General features: G+C 62.6%; 24 protein-coding genes. 12 read left to right on the plus strand and 12 right to left on the minus strand.

Going from position 1 to position 25800, the window contains the following annotated elements; all coding sequences use genetic code 11:
• Positions 1-128 precede the first annotated feature (128 nt).
• Complete coding sequence (locus tag ACGYK2_RS06675) at positions 129-1760, minus strand: SulP family inorganic anion transporter (protein WP_271688011.1); 1632 nt, start codon at positions 1758-1760, stop codon at positions 129-131.
• A 269-nt stretch (positions 1761-2029) separates the two neighbouring features.
• On the opposite strand from ACGYK2_RS06675, the gene ACGYK2_RS06680 reads away from it, so the two are divergent.
• Positions 2030-2902, plus strand: a complete 873-nt coding sequence (locus ACGYK2_RS06680) for an S-methyl-5'-thioadenosine phosphorylase (protein ID WP_271688012.1) — start codon at positions 2030-2032, stop codon at positions 2900-2902.
• Between the two features lie 167 nt (positions 2903-3069).
• The gene (locus tag ACGYK2_RS06685; RefSeq protein ID WP_067267801.1) at positions 3070-3600 is read left to right on the plus strand and encodes an adenine phosphoribosyltransferase; all 531 of its coding nucleotides are present in this window, start codon (positions 3070-3072) and stop codon (positions 3598-3600) included.
• Here the strand turns inward: ACGYK2_RS06685 and ACGYK2_RS06690 are convergent.
• From ACGYK2_RS06690 to coxB, 10 genes are all read right to left on the minus strand, one after another.
• On the minus strand, positions 3597-5015 hold the full coding sequence (locus tag ACGYK2_RS06690) for an FAD-binding oxidoreductase (RefSeq protein WP_271688013.1): 1419 nt from the start codon (positions 5013-5015) through the stop codon (positions 3597-3599). The genes ACGYK2_RS06685 and ACGYK2_RS06690 overlap by 4 nt on opposite strands.
• A 154-nt stretch (positions 5016-5169) precedes the next feature.
• The gene (locus ACGYK2_RS06695; protein WP_271689988.1) at positions 5170-5754 is read right to left on the minus strand and encodes a GNAT family N-acetyltransferase; all 585 of its coding nucleotides are present in this window, start codon (positions 5752-5754) and stop codon (positions 5170-5172) included.
• Positions 5751-7013, minus strand: a complete 1263-nt coding sequence (locus tag ACGYK2_RS06700) for a pitrilysin family protein (protein ID WP_271688014.1) — start codon at positions 7011-7013, stop codon at positions 5751-5753. Before ACGYK2_RS06700 ends, ACGYK2_RS06695 begins: the two co-directional genes overlap by 4 nt.
• Positions 7010-8398: a threonine synthase gene (gene thrC, locus ACGYK2_RS06705; RefSeq protein ID WP_271688016.1), complete on the minus strand. Its 1389-nt coding sequence runs from the start codon at positions 8396-8398 to the stop codon at positions 7010-7012. Before thrC ends, ACGYK2_RS06700 begins: the two co-directional genes overlap by 4 nt.
• 4 nt (positions 8399-8402) lie before the next feature.
• A complete protein-coding gene (locus tag ACGYK2_RS06710) occupies positions 8403-9089 on the minus strand; it encodes an SURF1 family protein (protein ID WP_271688017.1) in 687 nt (228 codons plus the stop codon).
• 95 nt (positions 9090-9184) lie between these two features.
• Entirely contained in the window at positions 9185-9991 is an 807-nt protein-coding gene (locus tag ACGYK2_RS06715; RefSeq protein ID WP_271688018.1) for a cytochrome c oxidase subunit 3, read from the minus strand.
• Positions 9992-10026: 35 nt separating this feature from the next.
• On the minus strand, positions 10027-10602 hold the full coding sequence (locus ACGYK2_RS06720; RefSeq protein ID WP_271688020.1) for a cytochrome c oxidase assembly protein: 576 nt from the start codon (positions 10600-10602) through the stop codon (positions 10027-10029).
• Positions 10602-10769, minus strand: a complete 168-nt coding sequence (locus ACGYK2_RS06725) for a cytochrome C oxidase assembly protein (RefSeq protein ID WP_271688021.1) — start codon at positions 10767-10769, stop codon at positions 10602-10604. The genes ACGYK2_RS06720 and ACGYK2_RS06725 overlap by 1 nt, the downstream gene beginning before the upstream one ends.
• A complete protein-coding gene (gene cyoE / locus ACGYK2_RS06730) occupies positions 10769-11704 on the minus strand; it encodes a heme o synthase (RefSeq protein WP_067267787.1) in 936 nt (311 codons plus the stop codon). The genes ACGYK2_RS06725 and cyoE overlap by 1 nt, the downstream gene beginning before the upstream one ends.
• 60 nt (positions 11705-11764) lie before the next feature.
• On the minus strand, positions 11765-12682 hold the full coding sequence (gene coxB, locus ACGYK2_RS06735) for a cytochrome c oxidase subunit II (protein ID WP_271688022.1): 918 nt from the start codon (positions 12680-12682) through the stop codon (positions 11765-11767).
• A 179-nt stretch (positions 12683-12861) separates the two neighbouring features.
• Here coxB and tldD point away from each other — a divergent pair, with 179 nt between their 5' ends.
• The 6 genes from tldD (at position 12862) to ACGYK2_RS06765 (ending at position 20612) form a co-directional block, all read left to right on the plus strand.
• Positions 12862-14283 (plus strand): metalloprotease TldD, encoded by a 1422-nt coding sequence (gene tldD, locus ACGYK2_RS06740; RefSeq protein ID WP_271688023.1) that lies wholly within the window; start codon positions 12862-12864, stop codon positions 14281-14283.
• Between the two features lie 99 nt (positions 14284-14382).
• Positions 14383-15537, plus strand: coding sequence for a DNA-processing protein DprA (gene dprA, locus ACGYK2_RS06745; RefSeq protein WP_271688024.1), 1155 nt, complete (start codon positions 14383-14385; stop codon positions 15535-15537).
• Between the two features lie 243 nt (positions 15538-15780).
• Positions 15781-18450 (plus strand): type I DNA topoisomerase, encoded by a 2670-nt coding sequence (gene topA, locus ACGYK2_RS06750; RefSeq protein ID WP_271688027.1) that lies wholly within the window; start codon positions 15781-15783, stop codon positions 18448-18450.
• A 151-nt stretch (positions 18451-18601) separates the two neighbouring features.
• Positions 18602-19189, plus strand: a complete 588-nt coding sequence (locus ACGYK2_RS06755; RefSeq protein WP_271688028.1) for a L,D-transpeptidase — start codon at positions 18602-18604, stop codon at positions 19187-19189.
• A gap of 95 nt (positions 19190-19284) precedes the next feature.
• Positions 19285-19989, plus strand: a complete 705-nt coding sequence (locus ACGYK2_RS06760) for a CoA transferase subunit A (RefSeq protein ID WP_271688029.1) — start codon at positions 19285-19287, stop codon at positions 19987-19989.
• A complete protein-coding gene (locus tag ACGYK2_RS06765; protein WP_271688030.1) occupies positions 19989-20612 on the plus strand; it encodes a CoA transferase subunit B in 624 nt (207 codons plus the stop codon). Before ACGYK2_RS06760 ends, ACGYK2_RS06765 begins: the two co-directional genes overlap by 1 nt.
• 45 nt (positions 20613-20657) lie before the next feature.
• Here the strand turns inward: ACGYK2_RS06765 and ACGYK2_RS06770 are convergent, their stop codons facing one another.
• The gene (locus ACGYK2_RS06770) at positions 20658-21473 is read right to left on the minus strand and encodes a lytic transglycosylase domain-containing protein (protein ID WP_271688031.1); all 816 of its coding nucleotides are present in this window, start codon (positions 21471-21473) and stop codon (positions 20658-20660) included.
• Positions 21474-21832: 359 nt separating this feature from the next.
• Here ACGYK2_RS06770 and ACGYK2_RS06775 point away from each other — a divergent pair, with 359 nt between their 5' ends.
• The 4 genes from ACGYK2_RS06775 (at position 21833) to ACGYK2_RS06790 (ending at position 25609) form a co-directional block, all read left to right on the plus strand.
• Positions 21833-22027 carry a Flp family type IVb pilin gene (locus tag ACGYK2_RS06775; RefSeq protein ID WP_067267255.1) on the plus strand — a complete coding sequence of 65 codons (195 nt, stop codon included), beginning with the start codon at positions 21833-21835 and terminating at the stop codon, positions 22025-22027.
• A gap of 410 nt (positions 22028-22437) precedes the next feature.
• A complete protein-coding gene (cpaB, locus tag ACGYK2_RS06780; RefSeq protein WP_271688033.1) occupies positions 22438-23298 on the plus strand; it encodes a Flp pilus assembly protein CpaB in 861 nt (286 codons plus the stop codon).
• A gap of 204 nt (positions 23299-23502) precedes the next feature.
• Positions 23503-24930, plus strand: coding sequence for a type II and III secretion system protein family protein (locus ACGYK2_RS06785; RefSeq protein WP_067267251.1), 1428 nt, complete (start codon positions 23503-23505; stop codon positions 24928-24930).
• A gap of 4 nt (positions 24931-24934) precedes the next feature.
• Positions 24935-25609 carry an OmpA family protein gene (locus ACGYK2_RS06790; protein WP_271688034.1) on the plus strand — a complete coding sequence of 225 codons (675 nt, stop codon included), beginning with the start codon at positions 24935-24937 and terminating at the stop codon, positions 25607-25609.
• Positions 25610-25800 lie beyond the last annotated feature (191 nt).

A 25800-nucleotide genomic window follows, 5' to 3' on the forward strand; every position in this document is an offset into this window, starting at 1 on the left:
TAATACGGCACGCCTTTGGCGTGACGGGCGGGCAGGCGATGGCCCGGCGCCTGCGGCTTGATTCCGGGCCGGTGGCAAACTCGACCAGAAACAAAAAACCCGGCACCTTTCGGCGCCGGGTTTTCCATTCAGTGCCCGCCCAGAACCCCGGTGCGCACATCGTAATCAACCGCCAATTCGTAATCAGGGTCGTCATCGCTATCGACCATCAAATGCCCCGCCTTGTTCAGCAGCCGGTGACAATCCCGGCTGAGGTGGCGCAGTTGCAGACGTTTGCCCGCGGCCTCGTATTTCGCGGCCATCGCTTCAATCGCCTGAAGCGCGGATTGGTCCACCACCCGGCTGTCGGCGAAATCGACGATCACCACCTCGGGGTCGTTCTCCACGTCGAAAAGCTCGGCAAAGCCGTCGGAAGAGCCGAAGAACAGCGGCCCGTGAATCTCATAGACCTTGGCGCCTTTCTCGGTCACCGATTCCCGCGTGGTCGCGTGGATGCGGCGGGCGTTGTTCCACGCATAGGCCAGCGCCGAGACGATCACGCCGACGACAACCGCCACGGCGAGGTCTGCCATCACGGTCACCACGGTCACCAGAATGATGACGAAAGCATCCATCAGCGGCACTTTGCGCAGGATGGTGAGCGAGTTCCACGCGAAGGTGCCGATCACCACCATGAACATCACACCGACAAGAGCGGCCAGCGGGATAAGCTCGATCACCGAGGAGCCGACGAGAATGAAGAGCAGCAAGAACACCGCCGCGGCGATCCCCGCGACACGGGTGCGACCGCCGGATTTCACGTTGATCATCGACTGGCCGATCATCGCACAGCCGCCCATGCCGCCAAAGAAACCGGTGACCGTATTGGCCACACCTTGGGCGATACATTCTTGGCTCGCGCCGCCGCGCTTGCCGGTGAGATCCCCGACGAGGTTCAGGGTCAGCAGACTTTCGATCAGACCGATGGCCGCGAGGATGACGGCATAAGGCAGGATGATCTCAAAGGTCTCCCAAGTCAGTGGCACCATGGGGATATGCAAGCTCGGCAGGCCACCTTGGATCGACGCCAAGTCACCCACCCGCGGCACGTCGAGGCCGAAACCGATCACCACGGCGGCAATCACGCCGATGCCCGCAAGCGGCGCGGGGATGACCTTGGTGATGCGCGGGGTGATCCAGATGATCGCCATGGTCGCCGCCACCAGCGCCAGCATGAGGTAGAGCGGCTGGCCCGAAAGCCATTCACCACCGCCCACGCCATGACCGGTGTCGACCATGGTGCCGGGCACTTTGAACTGGCTCATCTGGGCGAGGAAAATCACGATCGCCAGACCGTTGACAAAGCCCAGCATCACCGGATGCGGCACCAGCCGGATGAACTTGCCCCATTGCATGACGCCCGCGAAAATTTGCAACAGCCCCATCAACACGACGGTGGCAAAGAGGTATTCGACCCCGTGCTGCGCCACCAGCGCCACCATGACCACGGCAAGCGCGCCGGTCGCGCCCGAGATCATCCCGGGCCGCCCACCGATCAGCGCGGTGATGAGACCGACGAGAAAGGCGGCATAGAGCCCGACCAGCGGGTGCACCCCGGCGACGAAGGCGAAGGCCACCGCCTCGGGCACCAGCGCCAGCGCCACGGTCAGCCCCGACAGCAGTTCGATCCGCAGCCGACCGATGGAGAAACCGTCATCCGGCATCCAACGCAGATCGGTCACATCGAGGTTCTTGGCGAAATTGTGCAGCGTGGCGCGCATAGGGGCGTCCTTTGACTTTCGGAAAACGGGTATAGCGCCCTGACCGCGGATGCGGGGCGCTTTTGGCTGCACCTAGAGGAATTTCGCCCCAAAGAAAAGTGTCTTGGCTACTTGGTCACGGAAGTTGCTGCAATGCAGAAACACTTTCGCCCCCCCCTCCCCTGACGCAGTCGTGTCTTGCCTCTCGGCAAAAACACTTGAACCCCGTGGCATTCTATGAGGTTCTTTGACCCTTACCCGCAACCAACCAAGGCACAGGCTTACCCCTCATGACAGATACGAAAATCGCCGTGATCGGCGGCTCCGGCATTTACGACATCGACGGGCTTCAGGATGCCGATTGGGTCACCGTGGAGACGCCATGGGGCGCGCCCTCGGACCAAGTGCTGACCGGCACGCTGGATGGGGTCGCCATGGTCTTTCTGCCGCGCCATGGCCGCGGGCATGTGCATACGCCGACCTCCGTCCCTTACCGCGCGAATATCGATGCGCTTAAACGGCTGGGCTGCACGGATGTGATCAGCGTCTCAGCCTGCGGGTCGTTCCGCGAGGAGATGGCCCCGGGCGACTTCGTGATCGTCGACCAATTCATCGACCGCACCATGGCGCGCGAAAAGAGCTTCTTCGGCCCCGGCTGCGTGGCCCATGTCTCGGTCGCCCATCCCACCTGTCCGCGACTGGGGGACGCCTGCGAGACCGCAGCACGAGACGCGGGCATCAACGTCCACCGCGGCGGCACCTATCTGGCGATGGAGGGGCCGCAATTCTCGACGCTCGCGGAATCCAAGATGTACCGCGACAGCTGGGGGGCGGATGTGATCGGCATGACCAATATGCCCGAGGCGAAACTCGCCCGCGAGGCGGAGCTTTGCTATGCCAGTGTCGCGATGATCACCGATTACGACAGCTGGCACCCGGACCACGGCGAGGTGGATGTGACGCAGATCATCGCCACGCTGATGGGCAACGCCGACAAGGGCCGCGCCATGGTCTCGCGCCTGCCCGCGCTTCTGGGGGCCGAGCGCGCGCCCTGCCCGCACGGCTGTGACCGGGCGCTGGAATTTGCGATCCTGACCCAGCCGGATGCGCGGGATCCGGAATTGCTGGCCAAGTTGGATGCGGTGGCGGGGCGGATGCTTTGACCGCAGGCGGCGGCTTTGCTTGGCTGCGTGCGGAAGGTATTTAAGAAAGGATGAAGGGAGGGGGGTGGCGCCCCTTTTTAGATGTTGTGCGGTGCGCGCAGATCGGGGGTTCGCCCGGGCGGCGCGTTGCGCTAAGACGGGTCCGGTCAAACACGCGGAAGGGCGGCATGAAACAGGTTCAGGACTATATTCGCACGATCGTAGATTTCCCCCATGAGGGGATCATGTTTCGTGACGTGACAACGCTTTTTGCCGATCCGCGCGGGTTTCGCATGGCGATCGACCAGATGCTGCACCCCTATGCGGGAATTGCGATTGATAAGGTCGTGGGGCTGGAGGCGCGCGGCTTCATTCTTGGCGGGGCGATTGCGCATCAGCTGAGCGTGGGTTTCGTGCCGATCCGCAAAAAGGGCAAGCTGCCCGGCACGGTGATCAGTCAGGACTATCAGCTTGAATATGGCGAGGCCATTGTCGAGCTGCATGATGATGCGATCAAACCGGGCGAGAAGGTTCTGGTTGTGGATGATCTTTTGGCCACCGGCGGCACGGCGGAGGCCGGGATCAAACTGATTGAGCGTTTGGGCGGCGAGATCGTTTCCTGCGCCTTTATCATTGATCTGCCCGAGTTGGGCGGGCGCAAGCGGTTGGAAGCGCTTGGCAAAGAGGTGCATGCGCTCTGCGCTTTCGACGGGCTTTAAGCCCTTAGGACGGCGCCGGGGTTCATGATGCCTTGAGGGTCGAGCGCCGTTTTGATGGCGCGCATGGCGGTGAGTTTGGCGGGGTCGCCGTAGCGTTCGAGGTCGTCGACCTTGATGCGGCCCACGCCATGTTCCGCGCTGAATGAGCCGCCAAGGTCGTGGACGAGGTCGTGCACCAGGCGTTTCACGACGTCGCGCTTATCTTCGTAATCGGCGCGGCTTTTGCCCTTTGCGGGGAAGACGTTGTAGTGCAGGTTGCCGTCCCCGACATGGCCGAAACAGTTGATGCGAAAGTCGCCGAGGGCCGAGAGCGCATCGGTCGCGCGGGTGATGAATTCGGGGATCGCGCCGAGGGGCACCGAGATGTCATGGCTGGAGACCGAGCCGATCAGGCGGTTGGCCTCGGGGATGGTTTCGCGGATGGTCCAGAAGTCTTGGGCCTGTTGGGCGTTCTGGGCGATGAGGCCGTCGGAGACGAGGCCCGCGTCGAGGGCAGCGGCGAAGAGGGCCTCTAGGGCGGCGTCGGTATCAATCTCTCCGGGGGTGCCGATGTCGATCAGGACGCACCATTGCGGGGTTTTGGCGAAGGGTTGGCGGATGTTGGGCAGGGTTTCGTTAAGGAAATCGAAACCTCTTCGGTGCATCAATTCGAAAGCGCTGATCATTTCGCCCAAGTGGTCGCGCGCGAGAGAGAGGAGCGCCAATGCGGCGGCGGGGCTCTCGACCACCATGAGTGCGGTGCCGCTGCGGGCGGGGCGCGCGTAGAGCTTGAGGGCCGCGGCGGTGATCACGCCGAGGGTGCCTTCCGCGCCGATCAGCAGGTTGCGCAGATCGTAGCCGGTGTTGTTTTTGCGCAGGCGGGTCAGCCCGTGCCAGATTTGGCCGTCAGGCAGGACGGCTTCGAGGCCGAGGCAGAGGTCGCGGGCGTTGCCGTAGCGCAGCACGCCGGTGCCGCCTGCGTTGGTTGAAAGCGTGCCGCCGATGCGCGCGGTGCCCTCGGCGGCGAGGGACAGGGGGAAGACGCGGTTTGCCTCTTCGGCGGCGGTTTGGACATCGGCGAGGATCGTGCCTGCTTCGGCGACCAGCACATTTTCTTCGGGCAGGACGGCCCGGATGCGGTTCATGCGCTCGAGGGAGAGGATGAGAGGTGCCGGGCCATCGCTGCTGATCTGGCCGCCAACAAGCCCGGTGCCGCCGCCATAGGGCACGACCGGCACGCGGGCGGCATGGGCGGCGCGGATCAGGATGGCGACCTCTTCGGTGCTGCGCGGCAGGGCCAAGACGCCCCCCTGCCCCGCGTAGCGGCCGCGGGGTTCTTCAAGGTAGCGCTGCTCGGGATCACGCAGCACATCGACTGGCAGTTGCGCGCGCAGGGTGTCGATGAAGGCGGCGGTGTCGGCGGGGTTCAATGTCATGGGCCTTTGATCCTGCGCGGGGCGCGCGGATGCAAGGGCAAAGCACCGGAACGGCTGGGAGAATGCGGGGCATGAGGCGGGGCGATCATGCCCCGGCGATGCTTGTGTTATCAGCGGATGTTTTTGTTGTCAGCGAAAGGTTTCGGGCTGCGGCTTAGCCTACGCCCGTGCGGCCGCGCCGGTCTTTGCGCAGGGAGGCGTAGAGCACATGGGTCCGCCAGCGGCCATCGATTTGCAGATAGCTCTGCGCGACACCCTCGTATTTGAAGCCCGCCTTTTCAAGCAGGCCGCGGGAGGCTTGATTTTCCGGCAGGCAGGCGGCCTCGATGCGCGACAGGTCGAGGCGGGTGAAGGCCTGATGCACCGTCGCTTCGATCGCCTCGCGCATGTAGCCTTGGCGGGCAAAGGGTTCGCCCGTCCAATAGCCCAAGGTGCCGGATTGGGCCGGCCCCCGGCGGATGTTGTCGAGGGTGATCGCACCGACAAGGTTTTGATCGCTGCGCCGGATCAGGAAGAGCGGCATGGCATTGCCCGAGGAGACCGAGCGCTGCGCCCAGTAGACGCGGTTGGTGAAAGCCTTGCGGGTGAGGTGATCCTCGGCCCATGTCGGCTCCCACGGGCGCAGGTAGTCGTTGCTGGCGCGGCGCAGGGCCGCCCAGGCGCGGAAATCGGCGTGGATCGGCGGGCGCAGGGTCAGCCGTTCCGTTTCAATCCGCAGTTTGCGTCGCCCCAGCATCAGGCGGCGCGTCGGTTGTGAAGGTCGTCCAGCGTCGGGGCGGCGTCGACCGGACCGTAGAGCGCGAGAGCCGCCGGGGCTTGCGTGGCCATGCGTTCGGCGAAGTCGCGCACGTCGCCGGTGGTCACCGCGTCGATCTGGGCGACGGTTTCTTCCAGCGGCGGCACGCGGTCCCAGATCTGGATCAGCCGGGCCAGACGTTCGGCACGGTTGGAGGGGCTTTCCAGCCCCATGAGCAGCCCGGCCTTCATCTGCGCACGGGCGCGGGCGACTTCGGCAGGCGACATGTCAGAGGCCGCGCGCTTCATCTCGTCGATGGTGATATTGGCCAGTTCGGGCAGTTGCTCGGCGCTGGTGCCGGCGTAGATTGTGGTCATGCCCGTGTCGGCATAGGCGCCAGCTTGGGCGAAGATCGTATAGCAAAGGCCGCGATTCTCACGAATCTCTTGGAACAGGCGGGAGGACATGCCGCCGCCCAGGGCCGAGGCGTAGATCTGGGCGATGTAGATGTCGTCGGAGCGGTACCCGGGGCTTTCAAAGCCGAGGGCGAAATGGGCCTGTTCTAGCTGTTTGACCTGTCGATATTCGCCGCCCCCGAAACGGGCGCTGTCGATCTGGTAGAGCGTCTTGGCGGGCATGTCGCCAAAGAGGCTTTCGGCGAGTTTGACGATTCTGTCATGGTCCACCGCACCGGCAGCCGAAAGGATCATCTGCTCTGGCCCGTAGTGATCGGCGATGAAACGTTGCAAGTCGTCGCGCGAGAAGGCCGAGACCCGCTCGCTCGGCCCAAGGATCGTGCGACCGATGGGCTGATCCGGGTAGGCCTGCTCTTGCAGCCAGTCGAAAATCACATCGTCGGGCGTGTCGAGCGCTTGGCCGATCTCTTGCAGGATCACGCCGCGTTCGACTTCGACTTCCGAAGGGTCCAGCACCGGGTTGCGCAGGATGTCGGCGATCACGTCGAGGCCGAGCGCCACGTCATTTTCCAACACGCGGGCATAATAGGCCGTCACTTCGCGCGAGGTATAGGCGTTGATATAGCCGCCCACATCCTCAATCGCCTCGGCGATTTGCAGCGAAGAACGGGTCGCGGTGCCTTTGAACGCCATATGTTCGAGGAAATGCGCGATGCCATTTTGCTGCGGGGTCTCGTGGCGCGCGCCTGCGTTGACCCAGACGCCGATGGCGGAGGAGGCGAGCCCCTCCATATGTTCGGTGACGATGCGAAAGCCGTTGGGCAATGTGGTCTGTTGAAGGCTCACGCGGAGAGGTTTCCTTTGATATGCGCTTTGAGCGCGTCGAGGTCGTTGGGCAGCCGGGTGAAACGTTCCTCCCGATCGAAAAGGTCCGCCATGCGGGGCGGCAAGGCGGGGCGGATGCCGGTTGCGGCTTCGACCGCGTCGGGGAATTTTGCCGGATGGGCGGTGGCCAGCGTGACCATCGGCGTCGCGGCATCGCGCAGATCGTCTGCGACTTTCACGCCCACGGCGGAATGCGGGCAGAGCAGCTCACCCGTGGTGCGGCGACGGTCAGCGATGGTGGCGGTGGTTTCCTCTTCGGAGACGCGGCCCGAGCGGTAGATGTCTTGCAGCGCCTGCATCGCCCCTTGAGAGACGTCGAAACCGCCCTTCCCCAATTCGTCCATCAACTGCGCCACTGCACCGGCGTCGCGATCATAGGCATCAAAGAGGGCGCGTTCGAAGTTCGAGGAGACCTGAATGTCCATCGAGGGGCTGATCGACGGGGTCACGCCGCCTTTGTGGTAGCCCTGACCCGACAAACAGCGGTGCAGGATGTCGTTCTGGTTGGTGGCGACGACGAGATCGGCGATGGGCAGGCCCATCCGCTTGGCGATATAGCCCGCGAAAATGTCGCCGAAGTTGCCGGTAGGCACGGTGAAGCTGACCTCACGCAGGGGCGCGCCAAGGCTCGTAGCGGCGGTGAAGTAATAGACCACCTGCGCCAGCACCCGGCCCCAGTTGATCGAGTTCACGCCTGCCAGACGCACCGAATCGCGGAAGTCGAAATCGTTGAACATGTCTTTAAGGCGGGCTTGGCAATCGTCGAAATCTCCGTCGATGGCCAGCGCGTGCACGTTGGATTCCGCAGGCGTGGTCATCTGGCGGCGCTGCACGTCAGACACGCGGCCATGGGGGTAGAGGATGAAGACGTCGACATTGTCGAGCCCCTTGAAGGCTTCGATCGCGGCGGAGCCGGTGTCACCCGAGGTGGCGCCCACGATGGTCACCCGCTCGCCCTTGCGGCCCAAGGCGGCTTGGAACATCTGGCCGATAAGCTGCATGGCGAAGTCTTTGAACGCCAGTGTCGGCCCGTGGAACAGCTCAAGCAGGAAGTGGTTCGGGGCGAGTTGCACCATGGGCGCGCGGGCGGTGTGGCCAAAGCCCTCATAGGCGCGGGCGATGATGGCGCGGAATTCTTCGTCCGTGAAAGTGTCGCCGATGAAGGGGCGCATAACCGTAAATGCGACCTCTTCGTAGCTCTGGCCCTGCATGGCGCTGATTTGTTCCGCGCTCAGCGTCGGGATCGTTTCGGGGACGTAGAGGCCGCCGTCACGGGCAAGGCCGGTCAGCATCGCCTCTTCGAAGGACAGAACGGGCGCGGAGCCACGGGTAGAGATATAGCGCATAGGGTCAGTCGACTTTCGGCGTTGCAGGGGCGCGGCGGCGGCGCAGGAAAAGGACGGTCATCGCCAGCCAGATGGCGGCGAGGGAAAACCAGGTGATCGCATATTGCAAGTGATCGTTGGGGATGCGGGCGGTATCGACGGGCAGCGGGGTGATCTTTGGGTCCGGCCCGGCGCCTTCGCGCATGACGATCAAAAGCGGTTCGGTGTCGAGGGTTTCGGCCATGACATCCACATCGCGGGCGAACCAGATGTTGCGATCCATGTCGGCCTCGGGCGTGAAACTGTCGACCTCCTGAGGCCATTGCAGGTTGCCGGTCAGAGTGGCGGTGCCTGCGGGGGCGATAGCGTCTTTGTTCGATGTGGCGGTAAAGCCGAGGTCGATGAGCACGCGCCGCCCGCTCTCCAACGCCATGGGTGCGATGACGCGGTAGCCTGCGCCTTTCTGCTTTTGGCTGACCAACACATGCAGCGCCTGCGCCCCGATCTCTCCGCTGACGGTGACGGGCAGATAGGCGTCGGCTTCTGGATCGGGATCGGCGGGCAAGGCCACGGGTGTTGCGGCGATGCGGTTGTTGATGTCGGCGATGATCGCCTCTTTCCACGCCAGCCGCTGCACCTGCCAGACCCCGAGTGCGACGAGGATGGCTGCCCCGCCAAGGCCGACAATGATGAAGAACAGGCTGCGCCGCATTCGAATCTCTCTGGCTGAAACGACAAACGCGCGAAGAGGGCTTCGCGCGTTTGGGTTTTACGGGTGTGGGGCGCGGATGCAACCCCGCCCTATGGTCAGGGCTGGCCCCACATGTAGACGGCAAAGAAGAGGAACAGCCAGACCACGTCAACGAAGTGCCAGTACCACGCTGCCGCCTCGAAGCCGACGTGGCGTTCGGGGGTGAAGTGGCCGCGCATGGCGCGCAGCAGGCAGACGAAGAGGAAGATCGTGCCGATGATCACGTGGAAACCGTGGAAGCCGGTCGCCATGAAGAAGCTGGAGAAATACATGTCGCCGCCGAATGTCCAATCGTCATGGACCAGCAGTTCGTAGTATTCGTAAGCCTGCAGCGCGGTGAAGAGCACGCCGAGGATCACCGCGATGGTCAGGCCCGAGATCAGGTCTTTGCGGTTGTTTTCATGGGCCAGCGCATGGTGCGCCCACGTCACGGCACAGCCCGACAGCAGCAGAACCAGCGTGTTGATCAGCGGCAGGTGGAAGGCATCGACCGCATGAATGTCGGGCTGGACGTATTCCGTGCCGACATATTCATACATCGGGTAAAGGGCCTGTTTGAAGAAGGACCAGAACCACGCCACGAAGAACATGACTTCGGACATGATGAAGAGGATGAAACCATAGCGCAGGCCGATGCGCACCACACCGGTGTGATCGCCCACTTCGCTTTCGGAGACCACTTCGGCCCACCATCCGAACATGACGTAGAGCGTGGCCACCAGACCGCCCAAGAAAACGAAGGGGGTCATCCCGTGCATCCACAGGACAGCGCCCGCCAGCATGACAAATCCGCCTACCGACCCCAGCAGCGGCCAGGTCGAGGGGGGGAGAATATGGTAGTCGTGGTTTTTTGCATGGGCCATGGTTGCGGGTCCCTCACCTTTGTTCAATCAGGTCGTTAATTGGTTGTTGTGGCGCTGTCCTGATCAAGGGCGGCATAGCCCTCGGGCAGGTCAATTTCGTAGAATGTATAGGACAGAGTGATGGTATGTACAAACTTCCCATCACGGTCTTCGACCATTTCCGGGTCGACGAAAAAGCTTACCGGCATCTGCACGCGCTCGCCTGGGGCCAGCACCTGTTCGGTAAAGCAAAAGCAGTCGATCTTCTCGAAAAAGGCCCCGGCGGTATAAGGGGTGACGTTATAGCTCGCCTGCCCCGCCACCGGTTTGTCGGTCGGGTTGTACGCCTCGTAGAAAGCCAACCCGGTCTCGCCGATGCGGATCTCCATTTCGCGGACCACGGGCTTGAATTCCCACGGCATACCGTCGTTCAGGGAGCCGTCGAAACGGACCTTGACCGTCTTATCCAGCACGTCGGCTTTGGCGGCAGAGACCTGCCCCGGCGTGCCGCCAAAGCCGGTGACGCGGCAGAACCAGTCGTAAAACGGTACCGACGCCCAAGCGAGGCCGCCCATAAGCACCACCACGCCGACGGTTTGCATCACTGTTTTCTGAGGACCGGAAAGCGCCATTACTGTGTCACCTCACGTTGCTCCGGGGGGAGTTCGAAATCGGTCTGGGTGATCTTGACGTAGGTCAACGCCATGATCAGCACCACGAAGGCACCCAGCATCAGGCCCACGCCGATGTTGCGGCCGCGGCGGCGATTGTGCAGCTCATGCTCGGGTCGGATGCCCATTACCAGCCTCCCAAGCCAAAGGTGCGCAGGGCTGCTTCGCCCAGGATCGCGCCGAAGTGCAAGAAGAGATAGGCCAGCGACAGGCGGAAGAACTTGCGCTCTTCGGCATAGTCGTCACCCTCGGCCATGACCTCATCCCGCTTCCAGATACGGTAGGCCCCCAGCAGGAAGGCGGCGTTCAGCACCAGCGCCACGGCGAAATAGAAGATACCGCCGATGGCAGTGAAGGCCGTGCCGATGGCCAATGCAGCCAGAAGGACGGTGTAGACAAAGATATGCAGCCGCGTGGCCGGGCGGCCATGGGTCACGGTCAGCATCGGCACCTTGGCATCGTCGTAGTCCGAGCGCATGAAGAGCGCCAGCGCCCAGAAATGCGGCGGGGTCCACATGAAGATCAGCGCAAACATCAGCCATGCCTCGACCGAGAAGCTGCCCGTGGCCGCGACCCAGCCGATCACCGGCGGGAAGGCCCCCGCGGCGCCGCCGATGACGATGTTCTGCGGCGTCAGACGCTTGAGCCACATGGTATAGAAAACGGCATAGAAAAGGATGGTGAAGAGCAGCATCCCGCCCGCCAGCAGGTTGGTCGCCAGCGCCAGCATCATCACCGACAGACCCGAGAGCGCCACGCCAAGCGTCAGCGCCTCTCCGGGCTGAACCCGGCCCGAGGGGATCGGGCGCCCGCGCGTGCGGCGCATCACCGCGTCGATATCGGCGTCCCACCACATGTTCAGCGCGCCAGAGGCACCGCCGCCTATGGCGATGAACAGGATCGCGCAAAAGCCGATGACGGGATTGACCGAAACCGGCGCGGCCAACAGCCCCACGAAGGCCGTGAAGACGACCAGCGACATGACGCGCGGCTTCAGCAGGGCGAAGTAATCCCCCAGCTGCGCGTCGTATTCACTTGTTGGCGTATTGGTGATGTCAGTCATCCCGAACCTTCCAAGGGTAAACACGGGGCACGGGCCTGTGCCCTGCCCCGTGGAACTGGCTTACTTAGAGGCGACGGTCAGCGGCTGTTCGATGCCAGCATATTCCGCCTTGGCATTGCCAAGCCATTCCGCATAGGCCTCTTCCGAAACCACTTTGACGGTGATCGGCATATAGGCGTGGGCCTGACCGCAAAGCTCGGAACACTGGCCGAAGTAGACGCCCTCTTGCTCGGCCGTGAACCACAGTTCGGCCAGACGGCCCGGCACGCCATCCTGCTTCACGCCGAAGGCGGGGATGGTCCAAGAGTGGATCACGTCGCTGGCGGTCACCTGCACGACGATGGTCTTGCCCACGGGGATCACGACGGATGTGTCGGTGGCCAGCAGGAAGTCATCGCGGCTGTAGCCTTCGTCTTCAAGCTTGGCGACCATCGCGTCATTCAGCACGAAGGGGGTCACGTCCTCATCACCGTCGCCCAGCGTCGCCGGAGCGCCGATCATGTAGCTGTCAAAGGCGATCTCTTCGTCGACATATTCATAGGTCCAGTACCACTGGTTGCCGATGGCCTTGATCGTGATGTCCGCTTCGGGGATTTCCTGCTGACGGAACAGGATCGGCAGCGAATAGGCACCGATCAGCACAAGGATGAGAATCGGCCCGATCGTCCAGGCGATTTCGATCGGAGTGTGGTGGGTAAAGGACGAGGGGTTCGGGTTCCGCTTTTTGTTGTAGCGGATCATGACCCAGATGATCAGGCCGGTCACGAAGACGGTGATCGCGGCGATGATCACCAGAATCAGGTGATCCAAAGCATGGATATCCCGCGCCAATTCGGTAACGGCGGGTTGAAAGCCTGTCTCGCCGTCAACAGGTCTGCCGATGACATCAAGCCCGTCAATGCGCAGGCTGTCCTGTGCCAATGCAGGCAGGGCGGCAAGGCTGGTCAAAAGACCGGAAAGGGGGAGTAGATGTTTCATATGTCGTCCTGATCTTGTGACCATTAAGAAGCCGATAAGCACCCCAAACCGCTGCTGCGATCCGGTGCCGTTGTAATCCTGGGTGCTTACAATCATATTCTGCCTACAAGATAAAGTCACATGCTTGCGTCATAGAGCCGCGCGAGACAGTTTTGTGACAGCAAGCAAGGATACCCCCGATGAGCCGCGCGCATTTCACCCCCTTCGAGGCCGATCTGGACCGAGAAACTGCTCTGAGCGTGCTACGCGAGGCCGTGGCCGGTGCCGATGACGGCGAATTGTTCCTCGAACGCCGCCGCTCTGAAGCGCTGGTTTTCGACGACGGACGCCTCAAAACCGCCAGCTATGATGCCGCCGAGGGCTTTGGCCTGCGCGCCGTGCGCGGCGAAGTGGCAGGCTACGCCCATTCCACCGAACTGAGCGAGGCCGCCCTGCGCCGCGCGGCGGAGACGGCGCGGCTGGCGGTGGGCGATGGTGGCGGCACATGGGCCGATGCCCCTCAGGCCAGTAACAAGCGGCTTTATACGGACGAAGACCCGATCGCGGGCCATGCCTTCCCGGTCAAGGTCGATAGCCTGCGCGAGATCGACGCCTATGCCCGAAGCCTCGATTCCCGCGTAGTACAGGTGAGCGCCACGATCGCCGCCAGCATTCAGGAGGTCGAGATTCTTCGCCCCGAAGGGCATTCGGTGCGCGACGTGCGCCCCATGACGCGGGTCAATGTCTCGGTCATCGTCGAGCAGGACGGCCGCCGCGAAAGCGGCGGTGTCGGCGGCGGCGGGCGGATCGGGCTGGACGGCATGCTGGCCCCCGAAGATTGGCAGGCGAAGGTCCGCGAAGCCCTGCGCATCGCTTGCGTGAACCTCGAAGCCGTCCCCGCGCCCGCGGGCGTGATGGACGTGGTGCTTGGCCCCGGCTGGCCCGGCATCCTGCTCCACGAAGCCATCGGTCACGGGCTTGAGGGCGATTTCAACCGCAAGGGCTCCAGCGCCTTTGCCGGGTTGATGGGCCAACAGATCGCAGCCAAGGGCGTGACCGTGCTGGATGACGGCACGATCCCCGACCGGCGCGGCTCAATCTCTGTCGATGACGAGGGCACCCCCTCGGCGCGCAATGTGCTGATCGAAGATGGTAAGCTGGTCGGCTATATGCAGGACCGTCAGAACGGGCGGCTCATGGGCAGCGCCTCAACGGGCAACGGGCGGCGGCAGTCCTATGCACATATCCCGATGCCGCGGATGACCAACACCTATATGCTGGGCGGCGAGGCGGCACCGGGCGATATCGTGGCTGATCTCAAGGACGGGATCTATGCCGTGGGCTTCGGCGGCGGGCAGGTCGATATCACCAATGGCAAGTTCGTCTTCTCCTGCACTGAGGCCTACCGCGTGCAAAACGGCAAGATCGGCGCGCCGGTCAAAGGAGCGACCTTGATCGGCGATGGGGCCACGGCCTTGCAAAAGATCCGCGCTATTGGCAACGACCCGACGCTCGACCCCGGCATGGGCAACTGCGGCAAGCAGGGGCAGTGGGTGCCGGTGGGTGTGGGCCAGCCCACTTTGATGATCGGCGGGTTGACCGTCGGCGGGGCCGCGACCTGACGGTGGCACGCTGGGGTTGAATCAAATACGCGGGGAAATCTTCATAGGTTGTTAAGCACTAAATCCTATACCTGATTCTGCAACGGACGGAGTTTCGGGATGACTGACAAGGACCTACATCCTTCTTCCACTCACCCCCCACTCCCACCCACCCAGGAAGATGAACAGTTTGCCCGGCTTCGTCTGTTGCGCTCTCGCCGCGTGGGTATTTCGACCTATCGGCGCTTGCTGGATGAACATGGCTCTGCCCAAGAGGCGCTGAAAGCGCTGCCGGAAGTCGCGCGTGCCGCCGGGATATCAGACTACCGCATCTGCCCCGAAGGGGTGGTTCAGGCGGAACTCAACGCCGCCCGCCGCGCCGGGGCCCGGCTACTGGTTGAGGGGGAGGCACCCTACCCGCGCCTGCTCAGCGACCTTCCCGATGCGCCGCCCTTCCTATGGCTGATCGGCGACCCGGCATTGCTGGGCCGTCCGATGATCTCCCTCGTGGGCGCGCGAAACGCTTCTTCGCTTGGGCTGCGCATGGCCCGCAACCTCGCCGCCGAACTGGGCGAAGCTGGCTTCGTCGTGGTCTCCGGCCTTGCTCGGGGCATCGACGCGGCGGCGCATGAGGCCGCATTGCCCCGCGGCACCATCGCCGTGCAGGCGGGCGGGGTCGACATTATATATCCCAGCGAGAACACCGTGCTGACCGGCCAGATCGCCGCGCAGGGGCTGCGGCTGTCAGAGCAACCGATGGGGCTGCAACCGATGGCCCGGCACTTCCCCCGCCGCAATCGCATCATCTCAGGCCTGAGCCGCGCGACGGTGGTGGTTGAGGCGGCGGCCCGCTCGGGCAGTTTGATCACCGCCCGCGACGCTCTCGATCAAGGGCGCGACGTGCTGGCGGTCCCCGGCCACCCGATGGACGCCCGCGCGGCAGGCTGCAACATGCTGATCCGCGACGGCGCGGTGCTGGTGCGCGCTGCCGCGGATGTGTTGGAGGTTTTGCCGGAGGGGGGAGCTCAAACCCCGCCACCCCGCAGCAAGCCCCCCGCGGCCCCGCGCCCGGAAACACCGCCGCGAAACCAAAGCACTGTCGCGAAGCTCCATGCGCAGATCCTCTCTCGTCTCGGCCATGCGCCGGTTGCGGAGGATCAGTTGATCCGCGACTTGCAAGTGCCGAGTAGCGATGTCGCCCCCGCGCTCCTCGATCTTGAGATGGAGGGGGAAATTCAGCGCCAACCCGGCGGGCTGCTCAGCCGCTCTGCCTGACGCCGCGAAGGAGCGCGGCCCGGTCAAAGCGCCGCGAAACCGGGGACCAACCGCGGGGCAGTTGGCCGGGCCAAGCAAGCCTCGAATGCCGACCGTCGATGCCGGCGAAACGGCCCATTCGGCCCACGAAACCGCTGTGCCGTAAACCCGTGATACGCAGCAGCTGCATTGACAAACACCCCTGCAATCCCACATGAGACAGCGCAAAGCCGCCCCCGTTTTTGATCTAAGGTGCCTGTATTTATGCCCGTCGTCGTCGTCGAATCCCCAGCCAAGGCCAAAACGATCAACAAATATCTGGGCGACGATTACACCGTCCTCGCCTCTTACGGCCACGTCCGCGACCTGCCGCCGAAAGACGGCTCGGTCGATACCGACGCCGATTTCGACATGAAATGGGAGGTGGCCAGCGACAGCAAGAAACACGTCAAGGCCATCGCCGACGCGCTGGCCCAAGACAACGCATTGATCCTCGCGACTGACCCCGACCGCGAAGGTGAGGCGATCAGCTGGCACCTGCAAGAGGCGCTGACCAAGCGCAAATCGATCAAGAAAGACACGCCCGTAAGTCGCGTGGTCTTCAACCAGATCACCCAGAAGGCGGTGACCGAGGCGATGCAGAACCCGCGTCAGGTCGACATGCCGCTGGTTGAGGCCTATCTCGCCCGCCGCGCGCTGGACTATCTGGTGGGGTTCAACCTCTCCCCCGTGCTCTGGCGCAAGCTGCCGGGCGCCAAGTCTGCGGGCCGCGTGCAATCGGTCACCCTGCGCCTCATCGTCGAGCGCGAGATGGAGATCGAGGCTTTCCGCGCCCGTGAGTATTGGTCGGTAAAGGCGCTGCTCGCCACGCCGCGCGGTCAGGAATTCGAAGCCCGTCTCGTCTCGCTCGCCGGAAACAAGCTCGAACGTTTCGATCTCGCGGATGCCACACAGGCCGAAATGGCGGTGCAGGCGATCACCAGCCGGGCGCTGAAGGTGATGAACGTCGAGGCGAAACCGGCCAGCCGCAACCCCTCGGCCCCCTTCATGACCTCGACGCTGCAGCAGGAGGCCAGCCGCAAGTTCTCCATGGGCGCGCGCCAGACCATGTCGACCGCGCAGCGTCTCTACGAGGCCGGTCACATTACCTACATGCGGACCGACGGCATCGACATGGCGCCCGAGGCCGTTGCCATGGCGCGCGATGCGATCAAGGACCGGTTTGGCGCGGATTACGTGCCGAAAGAGCCGCGCATTTACAAGAACAAGGCGAAGAACGCGCAGGAAGCCCACGAATGTATCCGCCCCACGGATATGACCAAGGACGCCAAGGCGCTGAAGCTCGATGCCGATCAGGCGAAACTCTATGACCTGATCTGGAAACGCACCCTCGCCTGCCAGATGGAAAGCGCCCGACTGGAGCGCACCACCGTCGAGATCGGCAGCGACGACGCGCAGGTCGGGCTGCGCGCCAACGGCCAGGTCGTGCTCTTCGACGGCTTCCTGCGGGTCTACGAAGAAGGCCGCGACGATGTCGTCGACGAGGACGACAAGCGCCTGCCCCAGATCAGCCAAGGTGACGCGATGGACAAGCGCAGCGTCACGCCCGAGCAGCATTTCACCCAGCCCCCGCCGCGCTACACCGAGGCGACGCTGGTCAAGAAGATGGAAGAGCTCGGCATCGGCCGCCCCTCGACCTATGCCAGCATCGTCACCACGATTCAGGACCGCGAATATGTCCGCAAGGACGGCAACCGCCTGATCCCCGAGGATAAGGGCCGTCTGGTGACCGCCTTCCTTGAGAATTATTTCCGCCGCTACATCGGCTATGACTTCACCGCCGATCTGGAGGATCAACTCGACAAGGTCAGCGCCGGGGATGCCGCCTATAAGGAAGTGCTGCGCCGCTTCTGGCGCGATTTCTCGGCGGCCATCGCCGAGACATCCGAGCTGCGCATCACCGAGGTGCTGGAAAAGATTAACGAGGTGCTGGAGCCGCATCTCTTCCCGCCCACCGAAGACGGCAGCGACCCGCGGCTTTGCCCCAATTGCGAGATTGGCCGCCTGTCGATGCGCACCGCGCGCTCGGGCGGCGCCTTCATCGGCTGTTCGAACTACCCCGAATGCCGCTATACCCGCCCCTTTGGCCCGCCCGACCCGGAGGCCGAAGCCTCAGCCATCCCGCCCGACGGTAAGCTTCTGGGTGAAGATCAGGGCGACGAAATCCGCGTTTTCAAGGGCCGTTTCGGGCCCTATGTCCAGCGCGGCCCGGTGACGGAAGAGAACAAGAAACCCCCGCGCCAGTCGATCCCCAAGGATTGGGTGCCCGAGGATCTGACGCTGGAGCAGGGCGTGATGCTCCTGTCACTCCCGCGTGAGATCGGCCCTCACCCCGAGGATGGCGTTATGGTCTGGGCCAACATCGGGCGCTATGGGCCTTACATCAAGCACGCCGAAAGCACCTCGCACCGGGGCGGCACCAATGCCAATCTCGAAGGCATCGATGAGGTTTGGACCGTCGGCATGAATCGCGCGGTGCAGTTGTTGGCCGAGAAAGTCGCCAGCCGCGGTGGCCGGGGCAAGGCCGCGAAACCGATCCGCGAGATGGGCGAGCACCCGGATATGGGCGGCGAGGTCAATGTCATGGAGGGCAAATACGGGCCCTACGTCAAATGGGAGAAGGTGAACGCCACGATCCCGAAGGAGATCGAACCCGCGGATCTGACGATGGAACGCGCGGTGGAGTTGATCGAAGAGAAGCTCGCCAAATCCCCCGCCAAGCGCAAAGCGGCGACAAAGAAAGCGCCGGCCAAGAAAACGGCAGCCAAAAAGCCGGCGGCGAAAAAGACGGCGGCCAAGAAGGCTCCGGCAAAGGCGGCCACAAAGAAACCCGCGGCCAAGAAAACAACCGCGAAAAAAGCCGACAGCGCGTAAGCCGCGCCTAGGCACAGCAACCGCGCCGGGGGATCGGCGCGGTTCCGCCTGTGGCCTGCCTTTATATCCAGCATCATGAATATGTGATTTGCCATTCGCCTTCGATTTTCGGATCAGGGGCGGCGGCAAGACCACTATGAAAGGCAGATCAATGTCAGGCATGAAATTTACCCGGCGCGGGCTGATCGCCGCGAGCAGCGCGGCGCTGATGACGCCCCAGATCCTGCGCGCGCAGGAACCCGGCCAAGCGCCCCGCGAATATTCCGCCGAACCTCCGGTGTCGCGCAACACGTCGAGCTTTGCCACCCAGCGTTGGCAGGACCATTTCGACAGCCTTGGCAAAGGCGCGATCGTGGCCGACACCACCAGCCGCGCCCTGCATTACTGGAGCGCGGACGGCCAGACCTACAAGGTCTACCCCACCTCGGTGCCCGCCACCGAAGAGTTGACCAAGCGCGGCTATACCGAGATCGTGCGCAAGAAAGTCGGCCCTGATTGGACGCCCACCGCCTCGATGATGGAACGTTTCCCGCATTACAAATACATGCCGCCGGGCCCGGACAATCCGCTCGGCACCCATGCGATGTATCTTAGCTGGCCTGCCTATATCATCCACGGCACCCATGACACGCGCAAGATCGGGCGGCGGTCCTCGGACGGTTGCATCGGGCTTTACAACGAGAAGATCGAAGAACTTTTCGGCCTCTGCCCCGTGGGCACGCAGGTGCGCATCATCTGACTTTCCGGGCGGCCTTTCCTGCGTAGCACCACGTAATTGACACTGCCCCGACGCAGGGTCACATATGGCGCAGCGAAACTGTAGGGAGGTCGCCCGTGAACAAAATCTATGGATCCGCCGCCGAGGCGCTGGAAGGCGTTCTGTCGGATGGCATGCTGATCGCCGCCGGGGGCTTTGGCCTTTGCGGCATTCCGGAATTGCTGTTGCAGGCGATCAAGGAAAACGGGGCCAAAGACCTCACCTTTGCGTCGAACAATGCGGGCGTCGATGACTTCGGCATCGGCATTCTGCTGCAATCGCGGCAGGTGAAAAAGATGATCTCCTCCTATGTGGGGGAGAATGCCGAATTCATGCGCCAGTATCTCTCGGGCGAGCTGGAATTGGAATTCAACCCTCAAGGCACCTTGGCCGAGCGCATGCGCGCGGGTGGTGCGGGCATTCCGGGTTTCTACACCAAGACCGGCGTCGGCACCCAGATCGCCGAGGGCAAGGAAGTGAAACAGTTCCACGGTGAGGATTACATCCTCGAAGAAGGCATCTTTGCCGATCTGTCGATCGTGAAGGCATGGAAAGCCGACGACACCGGCAACCTCGTCTTCCGCAAGACCGCGCGCAACTTCAACCCGCCCGCGGCCATGTGTGGCAAGGTCTGCATCGTCGAGGTCGAAGAGATTGTCCCCCGCGGCAGCCTCGACCCCGACCACATCCACCTGCCGGGCATCTATGTGCATCGCATCATCCAAGGCGAGCATGAGAAACGCATCGAGAAGGTCACGACACGCAAGCGGGAGGAAGCCTAATGCCTTGGGATAGAGATCAGATGGCGGCGCGGGCCGCAGAGGAACTCGAAGACGGCATGTATGTGAACCTCGGCATCGGTATTCCGACGCTGGTGGCGAATTACGTCGGCGACAAGGACATTACCCTTCAGTCCGAGAACGGCATGCTGGGCATGGGCCCCTTCCCTTACGAGGGCGAGGAAGACCCAGACCTGATCAACGCCGGCAAGCAGACCATCACCGAGCTGAGCCGCACCGCCTATTTCGACAGCGCCATGTCCTTTGGCATGATCCGCGGCGGCAAGATCGCGGCGGCAATCCTCGGCGCCATGGAAGTGGCCGAGAACGGCGATCTGGCGAACTGGATGATCCCCGGCAAGCTCGTCAAGGGCATGGGCGGCGCGATGGACCTCGTGGCCGGTGTCCGCAAGGTCATCGTGGTGATGGACCACCAGAACAAGGCCGGTGACTCGAAGGTGCTGAAAGAATGCACCCTGCCGCTGACCGGTAAAGGCGTGGTCGACCGGATCATCACCAACCTCGGTGTGCTCGACGTGGTCGAAGGTGGCTTGAAGATCGTCGAATGCGCCGATGGCGTGACCGAGGAAGAGCTGCGCGCCGCGACCCAAGCGACCATCGTTTGAGAAAACAGCCCTCGGCGGCTTCCGCCGGGGGCATGCCCGTCGCGCTCAGTTCATCGCAGCAAAGACGCAGCCATCGCTGATCAGTTCCGGCGGTGTCAGGCAAAGCCCCTGCGCCACTTGAAACGCCGCCAACACCTTTGGCACATAGTCGCGCGTCTCGGCAAAGGGCGGCACGCCCGCATGTTTGCGCACCGAGCCCTCCCCCGCGTTATAACCCGCGAGCACGAGAATCGGATCGCGGTCGAACTCCCCCATCAGCCAGTCGAGGTATTTGACCCCGCCTGAGATATTCTCGGCCGCGACCATACTGTCGCGCACGCCAAAACGGGCGGCGGTATCGGGCATCAGTTGCATCAGACCGGCTGCGCCCGCCCGGCTGACCGCATCGGCACGCCCTGCGGACTCCACGCTGATCACCGCCAGCACCAGCGCCGGAGAGACATTGGTGCCAACCGTGGCGCGCAGGATATCCACCCCGTTGCTGCGCGCGATATCTTGCAAATGTTGCAGGCGCGGTGCGGGCACTTTTCCGCCCGAAAGCGCCGCCATCGCGGGGGCCAATCGCCCTGCCCCGCTCCGCTCAGCCGCGGGAGAGATTTTATCCCAGAACCAATCGAACTGCCCGGCGTTCAAAGGCGCGATCGCGCCGCTCGGGGTCGCGGCGACCGCGGGGCCTGTGTCCACCTCCGCCGCTGCCGCGGCGCGGGCCGCCGGATCGATTTGCACCGTGATGCGTTTGGCCCCCTTCTTGGGCGGGCCGACCCGTTTGGCCGAGAACTCAGGGAACGGTTTCGGCCCCTCTGCCATGGCGGCAGGGGCCATGAGGGCCGTGACCAGCGAGAATGCCAATATGCGATACATGCCTGCTCTACCTTGCGTCTGACGCGCCTTTGCGCGGCAATATCACACGAATCGTGGAATCGGGCCAGCGTTTGAGGCGGGGATCATGGCAATTTCGCCGCAATTGCGGTGTTCGACGGTGGGAAAGCGCAGGCGGAAGGCCCGATACAATATTTAAAACGCCATTAAACAGAGAGTTAACGTGTTTTCGCAAGAAAAGCACGGACAGTCCGGAAAAGGCACGTTTGCTGCCAAATTCGCGCCCCAATCTGACGGCTATATAGGGTCATACCAAGTCGGACAGCTTCAAATGAGAGAGCGAGGCAAACCGGACGGCGAGGTTAAGACCTTTTACTCAGTGATCCTTGGAGGGACATGACATGATGAACTTTATCAAAAACTTCCGCAAAGATGAAGACGGTGCCGTGACAGTTGACTGGGTCGTTCTGACCGCTGCGATCGTTGGCCTGGCTATTGTTGCGTTCAACACGATTGGTGACAACGTCGAAACAATGTCGGACAATATCGCCACAGACATCACTAACTTCGAAACAACAGCTGACCGCAGTAACTAATCGCTAGTTAAGCGAAATCTAATCATCAGGGCCGCACCTCCAGCCGGGAGCGGCCCCCTTTTGTCTTCAAACTAGGCACGAAGCTTCTTAGGAAAAAACCTTATGCGCCGCGCCCTTCACTATTTTTTACGCAGTCAATCTGGTGCCATCACTGTAGATTGGCTTGTCCTGACCGCCGGGTTGGTCGGCCTGGCAATCCTAGCGCTGAGCGTCTTCTCCGACAGCCTAGATGTCCTTGTTGAATATATCCGGGTAAAGCTCGCAACTTGAGCCATCGTGTGCCGCGGCGCGCTGCGCCAAACTTCACCCCATCGCCCCCGCCCAGACCAATTCTCGCCATATTCGGCAGCTAACTTGCCGGGGTGATCAAAGCGAGCCGAGATTCGCTTCCATAGCAAAGAGGTAACATCATGCGAGCCGTATTCGGATTGGTTCTTTTGGTAGGTGTCGCACTTGCCGGTGGGGCCGTTTATCTGGCGAAAGACCGGATTTCACAGTATCAAGCCGCCAATGCACAAGCGCAGGCCGCGCTGGCGCAGGTCGTGCCAACGAAAACCGTTTGGGTGGCCGACAAGCCCTTGAAATACGGGCAGCCCCTCACCCGCGAGGACGTTCGTGCGGTGAAATGGCCTGAGAATGCCATTCCCGAAGGTACATTCTTCGAAGAAACCGTATTGTTCCCTGAGAACACCAAAGAACAACGCATCGTGCTGCGCAACATCGAGAAAGATGAAGCGATCATGGCCGTCAAGGTGACCGAGCCGGGCGAAGATTCCGGTCTCACCTCCCGTTTGGCCCGCGGCACGCGTGCCTTCACCATTAAAGTCGACGTCTCTAGCGGCGTTTCGGGCTTCCTGCGCCCCGGGGACCGGGTTGACGTCTATTGGACGGGCCGCGTGAACGTGGGCAACCAATCCAGCAACGGCGATGTGACCAAGCTGATCGAATCTGGCGTGCAGCTGATCGCCATCGACCAGAGCGCCGATGCGCTGGTGATGGAAGAAGCCTCGATCGCCAAGACAGTGACGGTGGCCGTGAAACCGCAACAGGTCGCCGCCCTCGCCCAAGCGCAATCGACCGGCAAACTCTCCCTCGCTCTCGTCGGCACGAATGACGACACCGTGGCCGAGGCCATCGAAGTCGACCAACGCTCGCTTCTGGGAATCGAGGCGCAAGAGACCATCGCCGAAGTTACCAAAGAGAAGGTTTGCACGATCCGCACCCGCCGCGGGGCCGAGGTGGTCGAACTGCCGATCCCCTGCACAAACTGACCTGAAAACAACCTCTTGCTAAGTTAATGAAGGCGCCGCACTCCCATGCGGCGTCTTTCATTTTTGCAGGTATGTTGCGCATAGCCCACATGCACAGCGCCCGCGAAGAGCTTGATTCTTGCAATAAATTTGGAATTGCCGCAGAGTGTTGCCAAACGAGGGCAAAAAGACCCATCCCGAGGCGTGATCAAAAAGGCAGGTCACATGAAAATCGATAGATTTCTGAAAGCAGCCCTGCTGGGGCTGACACTGGGCGCGATGCCGATGGCATTGACCCTGCCCAGTTCAGCTGGCGCCGACACGCTGCGCGTTGTCAAACGCGGCACTAATTCCAGCCTCGACGTCCCGATGAACCGCGCCGTGGTGGTGGAAAGCGACATTCCCTTCGCGGAACTCAGCATCGCCAACCCCGGTATCGCGGATATCTCCTCCCTGTCTGACCGTACGATCTATGTGTTGGGCAAATCGCCGGGGCTGACCACGCTCACGCTGCTCGACGCGGCGGGACAGCTGATCACCAATGTCGATGTCCGCGTCGCGGCGGATGTCTCTGAATTCAAAGAACGGCTGCGTCAGATCCTGCCGGGTGAGAAGATCGAAGTGCGCACCGCTAATGACGGTATCGTGCTGTCGGGCATCGTCTCCTCCACGCAACGGCTGCAACGCGCGCTCGATCTTGCCGAACGCTATGCTCCGGAACGGGTCAGCAACCTGATGAGCGTGGGCGGCATCCAGCAAGTCATGATGAAGGTCCGCTTTGCTGAGATGCAACGCAATGTGTCGAAATCGCTCGGCTCTTCGCTGGCAATCAACGGCGGCTCCGATTTCAGCGCGGGGACCGGCAGCACCAATACGTCAGGCGGGGTCGCGACTTCGCTCGGCGGGTCGATCCCATCGGCGAACCAGAACGCAGGTGCAGTTCTTTTCGGCTTCAATGCAGGCTCTACCCAAGTGGGCATCCTGTTGGAAGCATTGGAGGAAAAGGGCGTCGTCCGGTTCTTGGCAGAGCCGAACCTCGTGGCGCTTTCGGGCCAAGAGGCCAAGTTCCTCGCCGGGGGCGAGTACCCGATCCCAGTCGCCCAAACCAGTGATACGGTGTCGGTGGAGTTCAAACCCTTCGGCGTAGAACTCGCCTTTATCCCGCGCGTCGTGGACAAGGATATCATTAACCTCGAGATGAACGCCGCCGTTTCGGCCATCGACGCAAGCAACAGCATTTCGTTGGGCAACGGCATTGAGATCTCCGCCTTCACCCGGCGCGAAACCTCGACCACGGTCGAAATGCGTGACGGGGAAAGCTTTGCCATCGCGGGCCTTTTGACCGACGACTTCACCGACAGCACGCGGCAACTGCCGTGGATCGGCGATGTGCCAGTGCTAGGCGCGCTGTTCCGTTCGGCGGATTACCAGCGCAGCCAGACCGAATTGGTCATCATCGTCACCGCCCATCTGGTCACCCCGACCCGTGGCGAAGCGCTGGCCCTGCCCACGGATCGCATCAAACCGCCCTCCGAGAAAGACCTGTTCCTGCACGGGCGCACGGCGGATGGCACCCGCACCCCCAGCCGCGGCGCTGCGGGCGAAGTGGCCAAGCAGGACTTCCGCGGTTCCTACGGTTATGTACTGGATTGATCCGATGACACGCAGACATATCACGTTGATCGCGGGCACCGCGGCCCTTGCCGGGCTCGCCGCCTGCGCGCCCAACAACGATCCGGTCTATACGCAGTTCTACCGCGAGGCGGGGTCGGTCGTGGACACGGGCCAATTCGGCAATGCCACATTGCACAACCGCCAAGTCATGACCGGCGAGAAGCGTGTGACCTTTGATCTGGCGAACCGTTTCTCTAATGAGGTCCGCTCGACCGTGACCTTCGCCTTCAACTCGGCCCGTCTGGACGCGAATGCGAAAGCCATCCTGCGCCAGCAAGCCAGCTGGATTCGCCAATTCCCCGAGATTCGCTTCCGGGTCTATGGCCACACTGATCTGGTCGGCTCGCAGGCCTATAACCGCGCCTTGGGGCTGCGCCGGGCGCAGGCCGTGGTGCGCTATCTCTCGACCTTGGGAATCAGCCCCAGCCGTTTGGAAGCCGTTGTTTCCTTTGGCGAAACGCAGCCGCTGATCGTGACCCAGGGCCGCGAGCGTCGCAACCGGCGCACGGTGACCGAGGTCAGCGGCTTCGTCCAGGGCCACCCGATGCTGCTGGACGGCAAATATGCGCAGATCATCTACCGCGAATATGTAGCCAGCGCCGTGCCCCCCTCTCAGCTAAGCTCCGGTGCCACCGAGGCAGGTGGCGGCGAGGAGTAAGGGTAAGCCCTTCTTTCGCATGGATAATATCCCCCCGCGCCTTCGGGCCGCGGGGGTTTTTGTCTCTGAAAAGCCATGTCCAATCGGGCGCGAATGGACGTATCGTTTCAAGATACCCAACAATAGAGGCTTTTTGGCCCCAATCTCGCCCCAGTTGGGGGTGATATTCGACGCAGAAGGATAAATGTGCC

Origin of the sequence: Sulfitobacter sp. 1A10359, from assembly GCF_043558145.1 — a bacterium.
Lineage (GTDB): Bacteria > Pseudomonadota > Alphaproteobacteria > Rhodobacterales > Rhodobacteraceae > Sulfitobacter > Sulfitobacter faviae.

Excerpts from the sequence above, each read along its gene's own strand:
- ACGYK2_RS06675 (WP_271688011.1), bottom strand. The coding sequence starts at position 1,760 with ATGCGCGCCACGCTGCACAATTTCGCCAAGAACCTCGATGTGACCGAT.
- ACGYK2_RS06680 (WP_271688012.1), top strand. The coding sequence starts at position 2,030 with ATGACAGATACGAAAATCGCCGTGATCGGCGGCTCCGGCATTTACGAC.
- ACGYK2_RS06685 (WP_067267801.1), top strand. The coding sequence starts at position 3,070 with ATGAAACAGGTTCAGGACTATATTCGCACGATCGTAGATTTCCCCCAT.
- ACGYK2_RS06690 (WP_271688013.1), bottom strand. The coding sequence starts at position 5,015 with ATGACATTGAACCCCGCCGACACCGCCGCCTTCATCGACACCCTGCGC.
- thrC (WP_271688016.1), bottom strand. The coding sequence starts at position 8,398 with ATGCGCTATATCTCTACCCGTGGCTCCGCGCCCGTTCTGTCCTTCGAA.
- ACGYK2_RS06710 (WP_271688017.1), bottom strand. The coding sequence starts at position 9,089 with ATGCGGCGCAGCCTGTTCTTCATCATTGTCGGCCTTGGCGGGGCAGCC.
- ACGYK2_RS06715 (WP_271688018.1), bottom strand. The coding sequence starts at position 9,991 with ATGGCCCATGCAAAAAACCACGACTACCATATTCTCCCCCCCTCGACC.
- ACGYK2_RS06720 (WP_271688020.1), bottom strand. The coding sequence starts at position 10,602 with ATGGCGCTTTCCGGTCCTCAGAAAACAGTGATGCAAACCGTCGGCGTG.
- ACGYK2_RS06725 (WP_271688021.1), bottom strand. The coding sequence starts at position 10,769 with ATGGGCATCCGACCCGAGCATGAGCTGCACAATCGCCGCCGCGGCCGC.
- cyoE (WP_067267787.1), bottom strand. The coding sequence starts at position 11,704 with ATGACTGACATCACCAATACGCCAACAAGTGAATACGACGCGCAGCTG.
- coxB (WP_271688022.1), bottom strand. The coding sequence starts at position 12,682 with ATGAAACATCTACTCCCCCTTTCCGGTCTTTTGACCAGCCTTGCCGCC.
- tldD (WP_271688023.1), top strand. The coding sequence starts at position 12,862 with ATGAGCCGCGCGCATTTCACCCCCTTCGAGGCCGATCTGGACCGAGAA.
- dprA (WP_271688024.1), top strand. The coding sequence starts at position 14,383 with ATGACTGACAAGGACCTACATCCTTCTTCCACTCACCCCCCACTCCCA.
- topA (WP_271688027.1), top strand. The coding sequence starts at position 15,781 with ATGCCCGTCGTCGTCGTCGAATCCCCAGCCAAGGCCAAAACGATCAAC.
- ACGYK2_RS06755 (WP_271688028.1), top strand. The coding sequence starts at position 18,602 with ATGTCAGGCATGAAATTTACCCGGCGCGGGCTGATCGCCGCGAGCAGC.
- ACGYK2_RS06765 (WP_271688030.1), top strand. The coding sequence starts at position 19,989 with ATGCCTTGGGATAGAGATCAGATGGCGGCGCGGGCCGCAGAGGAACTC.
- ACGYK2_RS06770 (WP_271688031.1), bottom strand. The coding sequence starts at position 21,473 with ATGTATCGCATATTGGCATTCTCGCTGGTCACGGCCCTCATGGCCCCT.
- ACGYK2_RS06775 (WP_067267255.1), top strand. The coding sequence starts at position 21,833 with ATGATGAACTTTATCAAAAACTTCCGCAAAGATGAAGACGGTGCCGTG.
- cpaB (WP_271688033.1), top strand. The coding sequence starts at position 22,438 with ATGCGAGCCGTATTCGGATTGGTTCTTTTGGTAGGTGTCGCACTTGCC.
- ACGYK2_RS06785 (WP_067267251.1), top strand. The coding sequence starts at position 23,503 with ATGAAAATCGATAGATTTCTGAAAGCAGCCCTGCTGGGGCTGACACTG.
- ACGYK2_RS06790 (WP_271688034.1), top strand. The coding sequence starts at position 24,935 with ATGACACGCAGACATATCACGTTGATCGCGGGCACCGCGGCCCTTGCC.